Origin of the sequence: Amycolatopsis anabasis, assembly GCF_009765355.1 — a bacterium.
In the GTDB taxonomy this organism is placed as follows: domain Bacteria; phylum Actinomycetota; class Actinomycetes; order Mycobacteriales; family Pseudonocardiaceae; genus Amycolatopsis; species Amycolatopsis anabasis.
On record NZ_VTHK01000009.1, the window covers coordinates 110275 to 129100 of the forward strand.

Genomic DNA, 18826 nt, shown 5'->3' on the forward strand with positions numbered 1-18826 from the left:
CTTCCTTCCCCTCATCGATCCTGTTCGCGTAATCACTGATCGGTTCGCTGAACGACCAGCGCGGAGTTGAATCCGCCGTGCCCGCGCGCCACCACGAGCGCGTTCCTGATCGGCAGTTCCCGCGGCTGGTCCCGCACGAGATCCAGTTCGATCGCCGGGGCGAGTGCCGGGACGCCGATCGTGGGCGGCACGACCGACTCCTGCAGCGACAGCAGGGCGCAGGCCAGGTCCAGCGCCGCGCCTCCGGCGTAGAGCCGCCCGGTCATCGTCTTCGGTGCGGTCACCGGCACCCCGCGCGGGCCGAAGACCTCGGCCAGCGCGGCCGCCTCCGCCCGGTCCAGTTCGGGCAACCCCATCGCGTCGGCGAACACCACGTCGACCTCGCTCGGGCGCAGCCCGGCGCGATCCAGGGCGCCGCGGATCGCGGGCGCGAGCGCGGACGGACGGCCGGAGCCGGGGCGCGGGTCGAAGGTCGACGCGTGGCCCGCGATGCGGCCGTAGGTCTTGGCCGCGCCCCGCGCCCGGGCCGCTTCCACCGGTTCGACCACCAGGATCGCGCCGCCCTCCCCGGCGACATACCCGGACGCGTGCGGGGTGAACGGCCGGTAGGCGGTGCGTGGATCGGGCACGGTGCTCAACCGGCCCGGGGGCAACTGGGCGACCAGCCCCCACGGGCACAGGGACGCGTCCAGGCCCCCGGTCACCGCGAGGTGGATCGTGCCCCGGGCGAGCAATCGGCTCGCGTGCGCGGCCGCGTCCAGGCCGCCGGCCTGCTCGGAGACCAGCACCGAACTGTGGCCCCGCATCCCGTTGCGGATCGAGATCTGCCCGGTGTTCACCGCGTAGAACCACGCGAACGACTGGTACGCGCTGACCCGGTCCGGGCCGGTGCCCCAGAGCTTTTCCAGTTCCCGTTGGCCGAACTCGAACCCGCCGGAAGCGCTGGCGGTGACGACGCCCATGACGTACTCGTCGAGTTCGCCGGTCTCCACCCCCGCGTCGGTCAGCGCCCAGTCGGTCGCGGCCAGCGCGTACTGTGTCATCCGGTCGGTCTGCGGCAGCAGCCGCTTCGGCAGGTGCTCACCCGGGTCGAAGTCGAGCACTTCGCCGCCCACCTGGACGGGATAGCCGGAGGCGTCGAATCTGCGGATCACGTCGAGGCCGCTGCGGCCGTCCAGGGTCCGTTCCCAGAACTCCTTGGTACCCAGCCCGTTCGGCGCGACCACGCCGATGCCGGTGACCACCGGCTGTGCGGCGTCAGGCATGGGCGCGCCCGTCGGGCCGGGTCAGCACCGCCGCGCTCTGGAAGCCGCCGAACCCGCTGCCGACGCTCAGCACGGTGCGCACGTCGACCTCCCGCGCCTGGTTCGGCACGTAGTCGAGATCGCATTCGGGGTCGCGTTCGGCGAAGTTCGCGGTGGGCGGCACCACACCGTGTTCGATCGCCAGCGCGCACGCGGCCAGCTCGAGCGAGCCGACGGCGCCCAGGGAATGCCCGATCATGGACTTGATCGAGCTGACCGGGACCCGGTAGGCGCGCTGCCCGAGGCTGCGCTTGAACGCGGCGGTTTCGTGCCGGTCGTTCTGTTTGGTCCCGGAGCCGTGCGCGTTGATGTAGTCCAGATCGTCACCACCGACGCGGGCCTGGGCCATCGCCGCGTCGATGGCCGCCGACATCTCGCGGCCGTCTGGCCGCAAGCCGGTCATGTGGTAGGCGTTGCACCGGGTCGCGAAACCGGACAGTTCGGCGTAGACGTGCGCGCCCCGGCGGCGGGCGCGGGCGGCGTCCTCCAGGACGAACACGGCCGCCCCCTCGCCGAGCACGAAACCGTCCCGGGCGCGGTCGAACGGGCGGGAAGCGTGCGCCGGATCGGCGTTGTTCGGGGAGGTGGCCTTGATGGCGTCGAAGCAGGCCACCGTGATCGGTGAGATCGGGGCGTCGGTGGCGCCGCAGACCATCACCTCGGCCTGCCCGTCGCGCAGCAGTTCCGCGGCGTAGCCCACCACGTCCAGCCCGGACGTGCAGCCGGTGGACACCACGGTCACCGGGCCTTCGGCGCCCACTTCCCAGGCGACCTCCCGGGATATGGAGGTGGGCACGAAGTAGTCGAAGAGCTGTTCGGGCGCGAGGGTGTGGTCGACCAGCCATTTCGAACCGCGGTCGCTGACGCGCGCGTATTCCCGGTCCAGGCTCATCGTGCAGCCCACCGCGCTGCCGATGCTCACCCCGACCGAGCCGGGGTCCAGCCGGCCCAGGTCCAGCCCGCTGTCGGCCACGGCTTCCCGGACGCAGGCGAGGGCGAGCAGCGTGGCGCGGTCGAGACCGGCGTCCTGCCCGGCGCCGAGACCTTCCGCACGCGGGTCGAAGTCGATCTCGGCGGCGATCCGGGACCGGAACGGGGACGGGTCGAAGAAGGAGATCGTCCGGGTCGCCGTCCGGCCGGCGGTGAGCAGGTCCCAGAACCGGGCCGTGTCCCCGCCACCGGGCGCCCGCACGCCGATGCCGGTGATCGCCACCCCGGTCATACCGGCCCCCCGACCGCGGGCGGCGCGTCCGCCGGCCGCGGCACCGCCTCGGTGTCCACGTGTCCCAGTTCGGGTTTCGGCGCCAGCGGGGTTATCTGGAACACCGCCCGCGCCCGGACCGTGCCGCGGTTCTCGATCCGGTTGCGCTCGCCCCGGGTGATCAACAGGGCATCGTCGGGGTCCAGGGTGACTTCGGTGCCGTTCACCCGGACCACCAGGTGCCCGCTGATCAGAAAGACGAATTTGTCCGAATAAGGATGGTAATGCTCGCTGATGAACTCGCCGGGTTCCAATTCGAATGTGCCCATGAATCCGGAGATCGCGCCCACCGAGGACGGGGTCAGCAGCGCACGGGTGGTGCCGCCCTGGCGATGGCTGGGCGTCGTGTCCGCAACGGCGACCTTGGCCACCGGTCGTGTGGACATGTTGAGTTCCTTCCCCCAGAAGATCGCGTTGTCCCAACTTTGCCGGAACGCCCTGGTAGCACGAGTGAACCCCGCTGGTGCCGGGTGCTCCGGCGGCGTTCTCAGCTCAGGCCGGCCTCGATCAGGCGCAGGGCGGAGGACCGCGTGTCCAGTTCCCGCCGCACCGCGAATCCGGCTTTGCCCAGCAATTCCCGATATTGCTCGATGGTTCGATCGAATCCGGGCACGAGAACCAGGATGAGCAAATCCACGAAACGGGCCACCGCGGACGATTCCGGGAGCGGAATCGAATCGATTACCAGTATCCGCGAGTCCGGTTTCATCGCGCGGCGGACGGTGTTCAGGATGCGCAGCGCGTCCTCGTCACTCCAGTCGTGCAGGGTCCGCTTGAGCAGGTAGAGGTCCGCGCCCGCGGGCACGGCGTCGAAGAAATCACCGGAGACGACGTCGAACCGCCCGCCCAGGTCCTGCCCGTCCAGCCAGCGCCGGGCTTCCTCGGCCGCGGCGGGCCGCTCGAACAGCGTCCCGGTCAGGCCCGGGTTGGCGGCCAGCACCGCCGCCAGCAGGCAGCCGAGCCCGCCCCCGACGTCCACCACCGTCCGCGCGCCGCCGAAGTCGAAGCCGGCGGCGACGTCGGCGCTCTCGCGGAGCGAGACGTCGGCCATCGCGCCGTTGAACAGCGCGGCCGCCGCCGGATCCTGGCCGGTCAGCGTCCAGAAGGACTGCCCGTTGGCCTGGTCGAACGCGGTCTCCCCGGTCCGCACGCTGTGCGGCAGCGCGCCCCACGCGCGCCAGTTCCAGGGCGCGCCCTGGAACCGCGCCTGTGCCGCCACCGAGCCTGCCCGGTCCGTGCGCAGCCATTCCGAGAGCGGGGAGTTCGCCACGAGCGCGCCGCCGTCCCGTTCGGCGAACACCCCGATACCCGCCAGCGCGCGCAGCAGCCGGCGCAGCGACGGCGCATGCGTGCCGGTGGCTTCGGCGAGCTGTTCCACCGTCCGCGGTCCGCCGGCGAGCAGATCGGCGAGGCCGAGTTCGGCCGCCACCTGCAGGGCACGCGCCTTCCAGGTGCCGTGCAGGATGGCGATCAGCCGGCCGGGATCTGCCGCGGCCGCACCGGTTTCGTATTCCTTGTCCGCCACTGGGCTGGCTCCTTCGTTGTCGACGTCACCGCAGGAGTCCGGTGAGCAGTTGTGGTTGTTCGACCTGGATCCGGATCGCGCGCAGGAACTGGGCGGCGTAGCGGCCGTTCACCACGCGGTGGTCGTAGGACAGTCCGAGGTGGAAGTACGGCCGGCGCTCGAAGGTTCCCCGGCCGGTGTCGCGGAGCTCCGACCGGAGCCCGCACACCGAGAGCATGCACGTCTGTCCGGGAAGGACGAACGGGATGGAGAGCACGATCTCGGTGTAGTCGCTGATCGACACCGAGAGGTTCCCGCCGCCGAGCTCCTCCGCCCGCAGCTCCGATCCGGCCGCGCGCCGGCGCTGGTCCCGGATCACCGCGGCGATCTCGGGCAGGGACCGGTGCTCGGCGTCCTCGACGACCGGGACGAACAGTCCGGAGCCCAGATCGACGGTGACCCCGACGTGGGCGACCTCGGGCCGGTGCACGGTTCCGTCCGCGCCGAGACCGGCGAAGCAGTCCGGGAACCGGGGCCGCAGCCGGGCGGCCACCGCGACGATCAGTGTGCCGAGATCGAACGGCGTTTCCCCGCTCGCCGCGATTTTCCGGCGCAGCGCGGAAATCCCCGAAGCGTCGATCCTGGCCAGCACGAACGCGGCCGGAATCGTCCGGTGGGATTCGGCGACCACGTTCGCGGTGGCCCGCTGCCGCCGGGACAGCCGGCCGGACTCCGCCGTGGTTGCCCCGGCGGCCAGCAGTTCCTCGACGTCCGCCCGCCGGATGAGCGGCCTGCCCAGTGCCCGCAGGCGCTCCGGATCGACGGCGTGCCGGTCCAGGAGCGCCCGGGCCGGCTCGGTGATGATCAGTTCCGGTCCCGCGCCGGGGGAGTCCGCGGCCGCGGACTCGCGCAGGAACTCCTGATGGGCGGAGCTGTCCGCGAAGACGAAGCCGAGCACGTCACCCGGCCGGCAGTCCGCCCCGGCCGGTTTCGCGCGGTGCAGCACCCCGCCGGTCTCGGCGACGAGTTCCTCGACGGCCTTGGCCGTTTCCACTGCGGCCACCGGATCCCCGGCGGTCACCCGTTCCCCTTCCGGGAAGAGCCATTCGACCAGCACGTAGCTCGTGTCGTTGTTGTTCAGGCGGGGAACCGTGATCCGCTCAACCACGCAGCGCCTCCCGCGTCGCGGCGACGATGCGCTCGGGCTGGAGCAGCACCTCGTGTTCCAGATGGCGTGCGGTGGGCACGATCGACGGCCGGGCGCCCACCAGCACGACGCGGTGCCGCAGCCGGGGCCACAGGCGCTCGTACACGCGGTGCGCGACTTCCGCGCCCCAGCCGCCGCCCTCGGTGCCCTCCTCGGCCACGACCACGAGCCGCGCCTCGCCCAGCAGGTCTTCCAGGGGGCGGATGTCGAACGGGTAGAGCCGGACCGGGGTGATCACCCGGCAGACGATCTCGGCTTCGAGGAGCAGGCTGCGCGCCGCGGCCAGCGCGGTGAAGGTCGCTCCGCCCGGGGCGATGAGCACCACGTCCGCGGGGCCCGGCTCGCCCGGCGAAGAGACCGCGTGGTCCCCGGCGAACTCGAAGGTGAACAGCTCGTCGATCCGGCCCCCGGTGAACCGCCGGCTGCCGTAGAGCCGCTTCTCCTCGAAGAGCAGTGCCGGCGTGCCCAGGTTGACCAGCTCGTCGAGCAGCGTGCGGTTGTCGTGGAACGGGGTCACCTCGAACAGGCTCAGGTCCGGGATCCCGAGGAAGTGCTTGTGCACGGCCTGGCTGTGCGTCGGCCCGTACCCGCGGTGCCCGCCGACCGGGCAGCGGATCACCAGGTTCATCGCTTTCGCGTGGCCGTACATGGAAACGGACTTCGCGGCGAAGTTGCAGATCTGATCGAAGGCGAGCAGTGCGAAGTCGCCGAACATCACCTCGGCGATGACCCGGTTGCCGCACAGGGCCAGGCCGTTGCACAGGCCGAGGAGCCCGTTTTCGCTGATCGGTGTGCTGAGCACCCGGTCCGGGTACTTCGTGGACAGTCCACGGGAGACTTTGAACGCGCCGCCGTAGGGATCGGACACGTCCTCGCCCACGAGATACGCGTCGCGGTAATCCGCGAAGACGTGGTGGAGCGCGTCGTTGAGGTTCTCGGCGATCCGGTCAGCCCCAGCCATCGGTCCCCCAGGTCGAAAGTGGCCGTCCGCGGACCTCGCGCACCACGTCCGCCACGGCTTTCCGTTGCCGCTCTTCGGTTTCCGCGAACAGGTCCGGGAACGAGCGCTGGTAGTGCCGGTACCAGTCCCGGCGCCGCAGGGAACGCAGCTCCTCCGGCGCCCGGGTGTCGTCCCCCTTGCTGTGCGGGCCCAGCCGGGGAACCGAGAACTCGAGCACCCCCGGCACCCCGTGCGACCGCACGCGTTCCAGGTCGCCGCGGACGAGTTCGCGGATCCGCCCGACGTCGGGGGAATCGACCCGGCGGTGCGTCAGGCCGAACGCGGCCGCCCGGCCGCCGATGCTGCCCGCCAGTTGTGCCTCGGTGGGGGAGGACTGCGCGATTCCGTTGTGCTCCACCACCAGCAGCAGCGGCAACCGCCACAGCGCGGCCATGTTCAGGGCTTCGTAGACCGCGCCCTCGCCCCAGGTGCCGTCCCCGATGAAGGCCACGCTCAGCGCGCCCGGGCGGTGGCGTTTGAGGTGCAGCGCCACCCCGGCCGCGACCGGCACGCTCTCGCCCTGGACGCCGGTGGTGAGGAACCCGGCACGATGGATGTGCTGGCTGCCCCCGACGCCGTGGCAGACCGCCCCGGCGCGTCCCAGGATCTCCGCGAGCAGGCCCGCGGGATCGCCGAACCGGGCCAGGTAGTGCCCGTGCCCGCGGTGGTTGCTGAACAAGAAGTCCTCCGGGTGCAGCAGCGTCCGCAGCGCGACCGGCACGTGTTCCTGCCCGATGCAGGTATGGGTGGTTCCGTTCACCTCACCGGCGGAGAACAGGTCCAGCACGGCCTGCTCGAAGTGCCGGATGAGCAGCAGCAGGTCCAGATCGGACCGGTCCACGTCGGTGGCGATCGGCCCGCCGGCCTCCCGGCGGCGCTCGGTCGTCGACATCGAGGCCACCACCGGCTACCGCGACACGCGTTCCGCGACGAGCACCCGGTACGGCAGCCCCGGCACGGTCCGGGAAACCGGCTCGCCGAATCCGCTCGCGGCCAGCATGCGCCGGTAGCACTCCGCGGAGTGCACCTCGCCCTCGAAGGTCCACGCGAGCATCAGGACCGAGAACAGGTGCGGCGCCGGGTCGTCCCCGGGCAACGCGTCATCGGTGGTGAAGCCGACCAGGCCGATCCGGCCGCCGGGCTCGACCACCGAGGCCACCCGGGTCAGCAGCGCGGTCGCGCGTTCCTCGGAGAAGTGGTGCAGCACGTTCGTGACCAGGGCGAGGTCGTAGGGCCCGCCGAGCGGTACCTCGAACATGTCGCCGGCGATCGAATCGGTGCGCGCGGCGACCCCGAACCGTTCGGCGTGGGACGCGGCGACGGCGAGGACGTTCTCCCAGTCGAGTGAGGTCACGTGCGCCCGCGCGAACCGCCGGGCGACGCTGAACCCGTAGACACCGTGACCGCAGGCCACGTCCAGCACCTTCAACTCGGGCCGGGGAGTCGCCCAGGGCTCGAGGATGTCGGTGAGGACGTTCGCGGTGGGCTCGGCGACCACCGGGACGTGGGCCGCGAAGTCCTCCCAGTACTCGTATTCCGGGGTTTCCGCGTGCTCGGCCTGGACGGTGCCACCGCGGCGAACCGCCTCCCCGAGGTTCTTGAGCGCGTCCCATTCCCAGTCGCTGGCGAATACGCGCACCATGTCGCCGACGAACTCGGCGCCGCCCGCGGCGAGCAACCGGTCGGCGCCCGGGGCGAGCCAGTAGCACGACCCGTCGCATTCGACGAGGTGGATCGCGGCCAGCGCGTTGAGCAGGATCCTGGTGCCGCGCGGATCCAGGCCGAGCGCGTCGGCGACCTCGGCGGCCCCGGACGGTCCGGTCGCGAGGCGGTTGAACACGCCCAGTTCGACCCCGGTGCGGAGCAGGCTGGTGCGTTTGTACGCCTGCATGATCTGGAACAGGCCGTGTCGCGTGATGGTGGGTGAACTGACGTCGGTCACGAGTGGGGTTCTCCTTGTTTCTGGCATTCCTGGCGGGACGCGGAGCGGACGGATCGGCGAAGGCGCGGGCGGCTCAGTCCGCTTCCCACGTGTAGAACGCCTCGGCTTTGGAGTCCTTGAGTTCCGTCCAGTCCGGCGCGTATGGCGTGAGCAGGCCGGACAGGCGGTCGTTCGTCTTCCGGAAGACCGGGTGCTCGCGTGCCCGGTAGAGGCTGGCCATGATGTCCTCGTCGGCCTCGATCAGATGCAGGTACAGATCGTGGAAACGGAAGAGCGTGCGCCGGTTCGCGCCGATTTCCACCGGCAGGGTGGTGCGATCATGCTCGGCGAACGCCGCGGCGACCTGCTCCGCGTTCTCCGGGTTCATCCGCATGACCATGAGCGCTCGGTACACCACAACGACTCCCCTTTTCCTCGCCTGGTTCGGCGGCGACCGTATTCCGCTCGCCGGAGAACCCATCATGCGACGACCGGCTTGAAATCCAGTCGGACGGTGATTGTGCCCGGCCTGGGGAATGCCCGGTGAGAAATGGCGAAGGGGCCGCTCCGCGTTGCCGGAACGGCCCCTGCACCGCTGTCGGCGGGTGCGTTCGAAATCCTCGGTCAGGCGGTCGTCCTGGCCTCGTCCACATAGGAAACCGTACAGAAGACGGGGTTCGGCTTGGAGATTTCCCGGCAGGCGGCGAAGTGCTCGCGCGCCTTCGGATCGGCGTGCATGGTGCGGAAATCCGCTTCACTTCGCCACTGCGCGTAATTGATCACACTGGTTCCGTCCAAGCTCAGGTGAATATTCGCGGAAATGTATCCGGGGAAGTGCTTGACCACTTCCTCGGTGGCCTCCACCAGGATGTCCCGCAGTTTCTCCTGATGCTCCGGTTCCACGGTGAACACGTTGATCAGCGTGAAGACCCCGGAGTTCGTGGAAATGGTGCCCATGATCGGATTCCCCCTAACGGCTCCCGGCGATGTCGGCCGTCCTGGCCAGCGTGCGCAGCAGCACGTCGCGCAGGGTGCTCACCGTGTCGGTGTCCGCGCTCTCCGCCCGCCAGCCGACGAATCCGTCCGGGCGGAGCAGCAAGGCGCCGCTGCTGGTCAGCCCGGTGGTGCCGAGGAAGGCGCCGTCCGGATCGGCGAGTTCACCGGATTCGCTCACCACGTACGAGGTCAACGGGACGTCGATCTCCTCGGCGACCGTCCGGGCCGCGGTGACCCACTCGGCGCCGTCGGGGCCGGTCAGCAGCACGAACGAGGCCACGGCAAGATCCACAGTGGACACTTGGGTTTCGCCGCGCCGGAGCCAGATGTGCGGCACCCGGTACCCCGGGCGGCCGGTCATCTCGAGCTCCGTCGGGATCGGTTCCGGGTACCTCGGACCGATGACGGCCTTCGAGGTGTACCGGTAGCCGGTGCTCACCACCGTGGAGTCGCGCATCGCCGCGCGCTGGGTCTCGTTGGCGGAACCGCGGATCGTCTGCCGCATCCATGCCTGCTCGGCGGTGGCCTCGCCCACCGGATGACGTTCCTCCTCGTAGGTGTCCAGCAGGTCCTCGCCCGCCCAGCCCTGGAGCACCGCGGCGAGTTTCCACGCGAGGTTGTGCGCGTCCTGGATACCGGCGTTCGCGCCGTAGGCGCCGGCTGGCGGGTGGACGTGCGCCGCGTCCCCGGCCAGCAGCACGTGTTGGCTCCGGTACGACTCGGCGACGTTGTGCGAAAGCTCCCAGGATTTGGTCATCTGCACCTCGAGGTCGAGGTCGGTCGCCCCGGTCGCGGTCCGGATGATCTGCAGGCACCGCTCTTCGGTGAACTCCGCCGGATCGGTTTTGCGCGGATCGTAGAAGAAGCCGAAGATCCAGCGTTCCTCGTCGAAGCGGTGGAGCATTCCCGGAGCCTCGGGATTCGGCAGGTAGCAGATGATGAAACGCCGGCCCTGAATGGTGGAATCGAGGTCGGCCTTGAACAGGATGCTCATCACGTGCCCGATCGGGCCGTGTCCCACGCGGCCGATGCCGAGCGATTCGCGCACCGCGCTGTGCACGCCGTCCGCGGCGATGAGGTACCGGGCGCGAATGGTGGTTCGCTCTTGCGTGGCCTGGTCGAGCACCACGGCGGTCACGCCGTCCTCGTGCTGTTCGAAGCTCTCCATCCGCGTGTTGAAGTGGACCTGCGCGCCGCGCCGGATCGCCTCGTCGCGGATGATCGGCTCCAGCTTGTCCTGGCCGCACCAGTACGGCTCGGTCGGGCTGACGTGCCCGATCTCCACCGAAGGTTCCTCGACCACCACCGCGTTCTCGATGTCGGCGATGCTGTTGGCCCGCAGGATCACCCGGGGGATCTGGTTGGCGGGCTGGCCGAGTTCGCGCCACCGGTGCCCGGCTACGAGTTTCATCCCCTGGCTGACCACGGTCTTTTCCAGTCCGGCGTTGCGCAGCAGTTCCATCGTTCGGGAGTTCACCCCGGCGGCGCGCAGCAGCACCGCGGTGGTTTCGTGCTTCTCCACGAGGTAGCAGTCGATTCCGTGCTGGCTGAGGAACAACGCGGAGGACAGTCCGGCCAGTCCGCCGCCCACGATCAATACGGGAACTTCTTTGACTGTCATGCTTTCTTCTCCATTGTGAGTGTTGGCTTGTCTGGTTGGAAATCTCGTGGCGCGGTGGTGGATCATTCGCCCGGAGCGGCGGGTTTGGCCCAGGGCCGGACCCGGATGGCGAGCAAGGCGACGATCCCGGCGACGAGGGCGAAGCCGGCCCCGAGCGCCAGGGCGTCGCCCCAGCCGTGGGTGAGTTCCGCGGCTTCCGCCGCCCGGCGGTCGGCCCCTTCCACGCCGGTGACGTGGGCGGAGAGGGTGACCATCGCGGCCAGCCCCAGCGAACCGCCGACCTGCTGGCAGCTGTTGAGGACCCCGGAGGCGACCCCGGTTTCCCGCGGTTCCACCCCGGAGACCACCGTGACGGTCAGCGGGACGATCGCCGACCCCAGGCCGAGCCCGACCAGGATCAGGGCCGGCAACAGCAATCCGGCGTAGGTCGAGTTCTCGGACATGAACGACACGTAGAACAGCCCGAGGGCGAGGGAGAACGCGCCGAACGCGATCAGCGGCAGCGGTCCGATCCGGCCCAGCAGCCGGGCTCCGACCTGGCTGGCCAGGATCACGCAAGCGGTCGAAGGCAGGAAGGCCAGCCCGGTGGCCAGCGGGCTCAGGCCGAGCACCTCCTGCGCGAACTGGCTGAAGAAGTAGTACGTCCCCAGCAGCGCCGCGTTGTTGAGCAGGTGCACCACGAAGGCGCCGGACCGGTTGCGGCTGGCGAACATCCGCAGCGGCAGCAGCGCGTGTTCGCGACCGCGCTGCAGGAGGATGAATCCGGTGAGCAGCACCACGGCGGCCCCGAAGGACACCAGCGTGCCGGCCGCCGTCCAGCCGCTGAGCGGTGCGTTGATGAAACCGTTGACCAGCAGGGTGACCCCGGCGGTCACCAGCAGCGCGCTCGGCAGGTCGATCCGGCGGCGGGTGCGTTGCGGTTCGGCCAGGACCAGCGCCGAGCCGATCAGCACCAGCACCCCGAGCGGGATGTTGATGAAGAAGACCCACCGCCAGGACACCAGATCGGTCAGCACGCCACCGCCCACCGCACCGACCGCCGCACCGGCCCCGGACACCGCGCCGTAGACGCCGACCGCCCGGTTGCGGGGTTTGCCCTCCGGGAAGGACGTCGCGACCAGCGCCAGCGCGGTCGGTGACAACAGGGCCGCGCCGAGCCCTTGCCCCGCCCGGCTGGCGATCAGCCACGCCTGGTGGTCGGCGAACCCGCCGAGCAGCGAGGCCACCACGAACAGGACGGCCCCGGTCTGGAAGACCATCCGCCGGCCGAGCACATCGCCCAGCCGGCCGCCGAGCAGCAGAAAACCGCCGAACGCCAGGGTGTAGGCGCTGACCACCCATTGCAGCGTGGTCGCCGTGTAGTGCAACTCGTGCTGGATGCTCGGGATGGCGATCGTGATGATCGTCGTGTCCAGCACCACCATGAGCTGCGCCCCGGCGAGAACGGTCAGCACCCAGCCGGGGTGGCGAGGACTCGTCGGCTGCCACTGTCCGGCCGCCGCTTCAACCGATCCGGATCCGGACACCAGGCACCCTCCCGCCAGATTCTTAGTGGACATCCCCGTCCCTTATCGGCCAGCGTACGGCGACCGGAAAGGAAACGCAAGCGTCCACTGTTTCGCCGCCGTCGCGTAGGATCGTCGACTCGGGGGCAGTACGGATCGACTCCGGCGGCGTCGATAATGGCTGTGCCGGCGAAACCCCGACGATGAGAGGCTGCTGGTGACTGAGCTCGAGAGTGATCGCGCGGTCCGCACGCGCCGTCGCGGGCAGGTGCTGGAGGAGGCGATCTTCGCCGCGGTCCTGAGTGAACTGGCCGAGCGCGGCTACGGCACGCTGAGCATGGAGGGCGTGGCCGAAGCCGCCGGCACCGGCAAGTCGGCGCTCTACCGGCGCTGGAAGTCCAAACAGGACCTGGTGCTCGACACGCTCATCCACACCCTCCCCAGCACCACCGTGCGGGCCAAGGACACCGGCGAACTGCGTGGCGACCTCACCTTCCTGCTCGGCCGGATGTCCCGGGTCATGGAGACCCCGGTGGGGCAGGTGATGCGTTCGGTCATCGCGGAGGGGGATCGCCAGCCGCAGATCGTGCACGCCGTCGACGACACCTTGATCCAACCGCGCATCAAGCTGATCTACGACGCGTTCGTGCGGGCCGCCGAACGCGGCGAGATCGAAACGGCGGAGGGCACGTGGATCATCGCCCGGACCGGTCCGGCGCTGATCATCCAGCAACTCCTGCTGACCGGACGGCCACCGGACCGGGCCGGGGTGGCGGAGATGATCGACAAGGTGATCTTTCCCGCGCTGGGACTGCCGCGGTAACCGCCCCAGCACGGCTGGCCCGAAGCTCACGCGGCCGACGACATGCTCGGTGCGACCGAAGAGGCCGATCCGAGGAGCAGACATGTCGTCCACCCGATCCCTGGCCGCCGTGGGAGCGCTCACCGCGGCCGCCCTGTGCGTGCCGGTGCAGCCCGCTGCCGCCGCACTGCCCGGCTGCCACACGCTGGCCGGCGGAACCTGGGCGGCCACCACGGACGCGGGCACCGGCGAGCCGCTGACCTCCGACTTCGTCTTCCACCGGGACCGCACGCTGACCTTGCGCACGGCCGAAGGGGTGCCGGGGCACGGAAGGTGGAGCGGCGGCCGGAGTTTCGCCTTCGACGCCGAGCATCCGGACACCTGGAACGGGGTGAGCGGCACCGTGTTCATCCACGAGGAGGGCACGTTGCGCTGCGACGAGTTCCAGGCCGCCGGCACCACGCGGTTCGTCAGCTCGACCGGGCAGGAGATCGCCCGGATTCCCATCACCACCACCGCGGTACGGCACCGCTGACCGCCGTCCGGCCGGGCGGAACAGCCCGGCCGGACGGCCGTCACGATCGGCTCGCCAGATCCCGGCGCACGGATTCCTGGGTCCGCCGGCCGTACCACTGGGTCCACGTGACGAGCGCCAGGATGGACAGCGCGCCGAGCGTGGGCGAGGCGATCGCCGCGATGTCCAGGGGGAGCCGGAAAGCCAGGCCGATCCTGATCGTCGCTTCGGCGATCAGGCCCACCGCCCACACGATCGTGGTGACGCGGTTGACCTGGCGGAACCGGGCCGAGCGAGCCCAGCTTTCGTCCCAGCTTCCGGGGTCGCCGGCGAAATCCCGCCGGATGTAGTAGGTCATCGGCCGGGCCAGCAGCAGGGAAACCGCCGCGACCACGCCGACCGATCCGGTGATGATGGAATCCTTGACCAGCACCATCCGGGCGTCGCCGGTGATCAGCCCGGCCACGACGCCGAGGCTGAACCGGGTGATGATCAGCACCGACAGCGCGCTGATGGCGCGGCGGCGCAAATAGGTGAAGCCGACCTGCAGAACCGAGACCCCACCGGCCGCCGCGAGGGCGAACACGTCCGACAGCCCGATCCTGCTCAGCAGCAGGTAGACCAGATAGGGGATGCCCACATCGGTCAGGACGACCTTGAACACCCTTTTGGCCGAGGTCGTGGCCGGCTGGCGGATTTCCCCGACCTCCGTCGCGGCTCCGCCGCGGTCGTCCGGTTCCTGTTCAGCCGACATCGACGACCAGCTTCCCCACGTGTTTCCCGGCCAGCATTCCGATGAACGCGTCGATCGCGGCGGGCAGCCCCTCGACCACGGTCTCCGCGTTGATCAGCTTCCCCGCGCGCAGCCATTGCTCGTAGTCCGCGAGATACTCGGCCTGCCGGGCGGCGTACTCGTGGCCGGTGAAACCGCGCAGGGTCAAGCTCTTCTCCACCGCGGCCATCAGGTTGCGCGGGCCGGCGCCGGACCCGCCGGTGAACTGCACCAGCGCCCCGCACAGGGCGATCCGGCCGAACGGCCGCAGCACTTCGAGCGCGGCCTCGAGCTGCGGCCCGCCGGTGTTGTCGAAATAAACGTCGACGCCGTCCGGTGCGAGTTCGCGGAGCCGGTCCACGACCGGCCCGTCGTGGTAGTCGAAACCGGCGTCGAAACCGAGCGTCCGGGTCAGGAACTCGACCTTCCGCGCCGAGCCCGCGCTGCCGATCACCCTGGCCGCACCCTTCAGCCGCGCGATCTGGCCTGCCAGGCTGCCGACCGCGCCGGCCGCGCTCGACACGAAAACCACGTCGCCCGGGCGCATCCGGGCCGCGTCGAGCAAACCGAAGTAGGCGATCAGGCCGGTGCTCAGGAAATCCGTCAGGCGGGGCCGGGCGCTCGGATCGATCTTGGTGAACCGGGCGGCCGCGGCGACCGCGTACTCCCGCCAGCCGAACTGGTGCACCACCACGTCACCGGGGTGCAGCTCGTCGGACCCGGACGTCACGACCTCGCCCACCGCCCGCCCGGTCATCGGCTCGCCGAGTTCGTACCGGGGGACTTTCACCCCGAGGTCCGACATCTGCGCCCGCATGCCGGCTTCCAGCGACAGGTATTTGTTGCGCACCACGACTTCGCCGGGACCGGGACTGGGCACCCGGCCCTCGGTGACGGCGAAGTCGTCCGGCTGGACCACCGGACCCGGCCGCCGGACGAGCCGTATCTCGCGTCCGGTGAGCCAATTGCTCATTACCGTCTTCTCCTTTCCGGGAGCCGTCGCGGCTACCAGGTGATCGCGAGCGAGTCGAGCAGCGTGCCCAGCCGGTGCCGCGGCTCGCTGAGTTGCGGATCCGCCGACAACAGGGCGCGATGCAGCGCCTGCAGCCGCGACGACGGCTCGATGCCGAGTTCCTCTTTCATGCGGCTGTCCAGTTGCCGGAAAACGCCCAGCGCGCCGGGGGTGCGGCCGGAGCGGTGGAGGGCGACCATGGACATCGCGTGCACCGATTCCTCCAGGGGGTATTCGATGACCAGCGAGGAAAGCTCGCTCACCAGTTCCTGGTGCAGCCCGCGGCACAGGTCCGCTTCGATCCGCTGGATGAGCGCGAAGAACCTGCGCTCCTCCAGGCGGTTGAGACTGGCCCGCACGTGGTCGCTCTGCGCTCCTTCGAAGGTCATCGGGCCGCGCCACAGGTCGAGTGCGCGGGTCAGGTGCATGGCCGCCCGGCCGTGCTGGCCCTCGGCCAGCGCCGAACTGCCCATGGCGACCAGTCGTTCGAACTCGAAGACATCGAACTGATCCGGCCGCACGCGCAACAGATAGCCGCCGGAATACGTGATGAGGAGCTTGTCGGAAATATAGGCCGAACTGACCCCGAGTGCGCGCTCGAAAAGCTTGCGGAGCTGGAAAACGTAGGTCTGCAGTGTGTTGCGTGCGCTTGATGGGGCCTCCCCTTCCCAGAGCCCGTCGAGCAATGTGGATACGGTGACCACTCGGTTACTGTTGATCAGCAGAAGGCAGAGCAGAGTCCGCAGTTTGGGGGCGCTGGGCGTGATGTCGACGTCGGAGTATTTTACGGAAAGCGGCCCCAGTAATTCGAAGCGTAACTGCGGGACGAATCTGTGAATAGAAGACTCCATAGGTGGCCTCGATGTCTTGTCGGCACGTCTGAGGTACGGAGGCGCCTCGACGCCGCGCTGGAGTCATAGGTCCCCCGGTCTGCTCGGTGTCCGCACCCGCGCGACGGGGTGCGGCGTCCGGGCTGGACGCGTGTCGCGTGCCCGTTCACCTGCTGGCCTTGCCCCCAGTGTTGCGCTTGGCGTCTGACCGTCCACGTCGCTCAGTGCACGACACCGACCACTATCAGTCTGACATAGCGATCCGTACTTGTCACCCAAAACGGAAAATCTTCTAAATCTCGGCAGGTTGGTTTGATCTTTTCGATTCGGGTGCGGACGGATCTCGGCGGGCCGTCCCGCGGCGTGCGCCAACGAGTGCGCGTTCCGCCTGTCGGCGGACGTTTACCGGAGCCCAATTCAGCGCTTGTAGAGTTTGGCACACGTACCTATTCGACCGCTGGTTCGGTGGCGGGTACATGCGCTGCGGCGGGGTCACCCCGGGCTCACCGTCCTATCCGGACTGATCGATATGCGCGTCGGGTTCCGGGTGGCCCTCGTCGAAGGTTCGTGCCAGTGCGCGTACCAATTCGCTCAACGGGGTGCGTAGCGTGCTCAAGGCGGCGAGGTCGCCTTGAGCTATTCGGGTGGTCGCCATGGAAACGACGGCGCCGACGAGCGCTTCGCAGGTCAACCGTTGCTGGGGCGTGGCGGCCCCGGTCAGTTGGGCGAGGGTCTCGATGACGGAAGTGTGGAAGGCGGTCCGGCGGAGCAGGAACTCGGGTCCGACGGCGTAGGCCTCGACCAGGAAGAGCCTGGCCAGGACCGGTTCGGCGGCGAGCGTGTCCAGGTAGGCGCCGATGGACCGTTCGACGGCGTCCCACGGCCCTCCGCCGCCGTCCAAGGCCTGGGTCAGCACGTCGGTCAGCGCCGTGACGGCGGCGTCGTAGGCGGCGGTGAAGCAGTCCTGCTTGTTGAAGAAGTGCTGGTAGAAGGTCAGGCGCGACACCCCCGCGCGGTTGAGCACGTCGGCGACGGTGGTGGCCCCGTACCCCTTCTCGGCGGTGACCTCCGCCATCGCCGCCAGCAGCCGCTCGCGCTGGGAGGCGACGACTTGCTCCCGGACCAAGCCGTGCCGCCCCGGGGGCAACCGTTTGGGGGCGGGCGCGGGGACGGCGGAATCCTCCATCGCACCGATGTTATCCGGGGGTCTCCGGCGGCGCGGCCACCCCTTGCCCTTTATAGACATCTTTGTTTATATATCTTCCCTCACCCGGCGACCGCCGTCGGAACCGGCGGAGCGAGGAGATGTCGACGTGCGCGGAACCCGCTCTCTGCTGGTCGCGGTCGCGATGGCCGCCGCGACGCTGACCGCCGCGCCAGTGGCGCAGGCCGCGGACACGGGACACCCGGCGCCGCCCGGGGCCGCCGGTTTCACCACACCGCCCGACCCAATTCCGCCCGGCAGGCCGGGCGACGTCATCCGCGCCGAGCCGATGGCCGCACACCTGCTGCCCGGTGTCGCGCTGCCCGCCCGGGCCTGGCGAGTCCGGTACCGATCGACGACGGCCACCGGTGCGCCCACCGCCGTATCCGGCGTGGTTCTCGTGCCGACGGCGCCCTGGAAGGGGCCCGGCGAGCGTCCGCTCATCGGGCACGCGGTGGGCACCCAGGGCATCGCCGACCGCTGCGCCACGTCCCGTTTGCTCGATTCCGGTTTGGACTACGAGGCCGGTTTCTTCGCCCTCGAGCTCGCCCGGGGGTGGGCGGTCGCGATCACCGACTACCCCGGTCTGGGAACGCCCGGTGACCACACCTACGTCGTCGGCCGCGCGCTCGGCCCCGCCGTGCTGGACTCCCTCCGCGCGGCGCGCAACCTCCGCGAGGCCGGGCTCTCCCCGGACGGCCCGCTCGCCATCACCGGCTACTCCGAGGGCGGAACCGGCGCGGAGTGGGCGCTGCAACTCCAGCCTTCCTACGCCCCGGAACTGGAACTCGTCGGCGGGGCGGCGGGAGACGGCACCACCGACCTCCTGCACACCGCCAACAGCGTCGACGGCGGCCCGCTGGGGTTTCTTCAGCTCTACGCGGCCATCGGGCTCAACGCCGCCTATCCCGAACTGCAGCTCGACCGCCATCTCAACGCCAAGGGCCGCGCACTGGCGAATCAGCTGCGCGACAGCTGCATCTACCAGGCGGGCCTCATCGGTGCGCCCCAGTGGCTGCGGCGTTCCAAGGTCCTGAACCAGGACGTGCTCACGATGCCGCGGTGGCAGCAGCGCATGGCCGAGAACCGCACCGGCGACACCGCCCCCGCGGCCCCCGTGCTGCTCGCCCATGCCCGCCACGACGAGGTCATTCCCTACTCGCAGACCGTCGACCTCTACCACCGCTGGTGCGCGCGGGGCGCGGACGTCCGCTTCCGAACCCTGCCCCTCGAACACGGTGTCGGCGCCCTCACCGCCGCACCGCTGTTCGTCGACTGGCTCGCCAAGCGATTCGCCGGTGAACCGCTCCACCGCGCCCCCGGCTGCGCCCGGACCTGACCTGCGACCCGTGTCGCGGGCGGGGCCCCGAAGT

The 18826-nt window shown here is 70.0% G+C and carries 19 protein-coding genes; 3 read left to right on the forward strand and 16 right to left on the reverse strand.

Translation table 11 applies throughout. The features are described from left to right. Positions 1-32: 32 nt before the first annotated feature. The 12 genes from FXO23_RS14305 to FXO23_RS14360 form a co-directional block, all read right to left on the reverse strand. Positions 33-1265: a ketosynthase chain-length factor gene (locus FXO23_RS14305; RefSeq protein ID WP_158884908.1), complete on the reverse strand. Its 1233-nt coding sequence runs from the start codon at positions 1263-1265 to the stop codon at positions 33-35. Continuing rightward, entirely contained in the window at positions 1258-2526 is a 1269-nt protein-coding gene (locus FXO23_RS14310) for a beta-ketoacyl-[acyl-carrier-protein] synthase family protein (protein ID WP_158884910.1), read from the reverse strand. The genes FXO23_RS14305 and FXO23_RS14310 overlap by 8 nt, the downstream gene beginning before the upstream one ends. After that, positions 2523-2951 carry a cupin domain-containing protein gene (locus FXO23_RS14315; protein ID WP_158884912.1) on the reverse strand — a complete coding sequence of 143 codons (429 nt, stop codon included), beginning with the start codon at positions 2949-2951 and terminating at the stop codon, positions 2523-2525. The genes FXO23_RS14310 and FXO23_RS14315 overlap by 4 nt, the downstream gene beginning before the upstream one ends. A 101-nt stretch (positions 2952-3052) precedes the next feature. Beyond that, positions 3053-4090 (reverse strand): methyltransferase, encoded by a 1038-nt coding sequence (locus FXO23_RS14320; protein ID WP_158884914.1) that lies wholly within the window; start codon positions 4088-4090, stop codon positions 3053-3055. A 25-nt stretch (positions 4091-4115) separates the two neighbouring features. Then, complete coding sequence (locus tag FXO23_RS14325) at positions 4116-5237, reverse strand: 2-oxo acid dehydrogenase subunit E2 (RefSeq protein WP_158884916.1); 1122 nt, start codon at positions 5235-5237, stop codon at positions 4116-4118. Beyond that, positions 5230-6237 carry a transketolase C-terminal domain-containing protein gene (locus tag FXO23_RS14330; protein ID WP_158884918.1) on the reverse strand — a complete coding sequence of 336 codons (1008 nt, stop codon included), beginning with the start codon at positions 6235-6237 and terminating at the stop codon, positions 5230-5232. Before FXO23_RS14330 ends, FXO23_RS14325 begins: the two co-directional genes overlap by 8 nt. Continuing rightward, positions 6224-7168, reverse strand: a complete 945-nt coding sequence (locus tag FXO23_RS14335; protein ID WP_158884920.1) for a thiamine pyrophosphate-dependent dehydrogenase E1 component subunit alpha — start codon at positions 7166-7168, stop codon at positions 6224-6226. The genes FXO23_RS14330 and FXO23_RS14335 overlap by 14 nt, the downstream gene beginning before the upstream one ends. Before the next feature lie 15 nt (positions 7169-7183). Further along, complete coding sequence (locus FXO23_RS14340; protein WP_218952014.1) at positions 7184-8218, reverse strand: class I SAM-dependent methyltransferase; 1035 nt, start codon at positions 8216-8218, stop codon at positions 7184-7186. A gap of 73 nt (positions 8219-8291) precedes the next feature. Then, complete coding sequence (locus FXO23_RS14345; protein ID WP_158884922.1) at positions 8292-8615, reverse strand: TcmI family type II polyketide cyclase; 324 nt, start codon at positions 8613-8615, stop codon at positions 8292-8294. A 206-nt stretch (positions 8616-8821) separates the two neighbouring features. Continuing rightward, positions 8822-9154, reverse strand: a complete 333-nt coding sequence (locus tag FXO23_RS14350) for an antibiotic biosynthesis monooxygenase family protein (RefSeq protein ID WP_158884924.1) — start codon at positions 9152-9154, stop codon at positions 8822-8824. A gap of 13 nt (positions 9155-9167) precedes the next feature. After that, positions 9168-10814 (reverse strand): FAD-dependent oxidoreductase, encoded by a 1647-nt coding sequence (locus FXO23_RS14355; protein WP_158884926.1) that lies wholly within the window; start codon positions 10812-10814, stop codon positions 9168-9170. Between the two features lie 62 nt (positions 10815-10876). Further along, positions 10877-12373: an MFS transporter gene (locus FXO23_RS14360; protein WP_158884928.1), complete on the reverse strand. Its 1497-nt coding sequence runs from the start codon at positions 12371-12373 to the stop codon at positions 10877-10879. 163 nt (positions 12374-12536) lie between these two features. On the opposite strand from FXO23_RS14360, the gene FXO23_RS14365 reads away from it, so the two are divergent. Continuing rightward, the gene (locus FXO23_RS14365) at positions 12537-13142 is read left to right on the forward strand and encodes a TetR/AcrR family transcriptional regulator (RefSeq protein ID WP_158884930.1); all 606 of its coding nucleotides are present in this window, start codon (positions 12537-12539) and stop codon (positions 13140-13142) included. An 82-nt stretch (positions 13143-13224) separates the two neighbouring features. Beyond that, entirely contained in the window at positions 13225-13656 is a 432-nt protein-coding gene (locus FXO23_RS14370) for a hypothetical protein (protein ID WP_158884932.1), read from the forward strand. Between the two features lie 40 nt (positions 13657-13696). Here the strand turns inward: FXO23_RS14370 and FXO23_RS14375 are convergent, their stop codons facing one another. The 4 genes from FXO23_RS14375 to FXO23_RS14390 all read right to left on the reverse strand — a co-directional run bounded on the left by FXO23_RS14375 (position 13697) and on the right by FXO23_RS14390 (position 17435). Further along, complete coding sequence (locus FXO23_RS14375) at positions 13697-14389, reverse strand: VC0807 family protein (protein WP_158884934.1); 693 nt, start codon at positions 14387-14389, stop codon at positions 13697-13699. Continuing rightward, positions 14379-15380, reverse strand: a complete 1002-nt coding sequence (locus tag FXO23_RS14380; protein ID WP_158884936.1) for an NADP-dependent oxidoreductase — start codon at positions 15378-15380, stop codon at positions 14379-14381. The genes FXO23_RS14375 and FXO23_RS14380 overlap by 11 nt, the downstream gene beginning before the upstream one ends. Positions 15381-15412: 32 nt before the next feature. Then, positions 15413-16270, reverse strand: a complete 858-nt coding sequence (locus FXO23_RS14385; RefSeq protein WP_158884938.1) for an AfsR/SARP family transcriptional regulator — start codon at positions 16268-16270, stop codon at positions 15413-15415. A gap of 490 nt (positions 16271-16760) precedes the next feature. Further along, the gene (locus tag FXO23_RS14390) at positions 16761-17435 is read right to left on the reverse strand and encodes a TetR/AcrR family transcriptional regulator (protein ID WP_158884940.1); all 675 of its coding nucleotides are present in this window, start codon (positions 17433-17435) and stop codon (positions 16761-16763) included. 127 nt (positions 17436-17562) lie between these two features. Here FXO23_RS14390 and FXO23_RS14395 point away from each other — a divergent pair, with 127 nt between their 5' ends. Then, positions 17563-18792 (forward strand): lipase family protein, encoded by a 1230-nt coding sequence (locus FXO23_RS14395; RefSeq protein ID WP_158884942.1) that lies wholly within the window; start codon positions 17563-17565, stop codon positions 18790-18792. Positions 18793-18826: the final 34 nt, after the last annotated feature.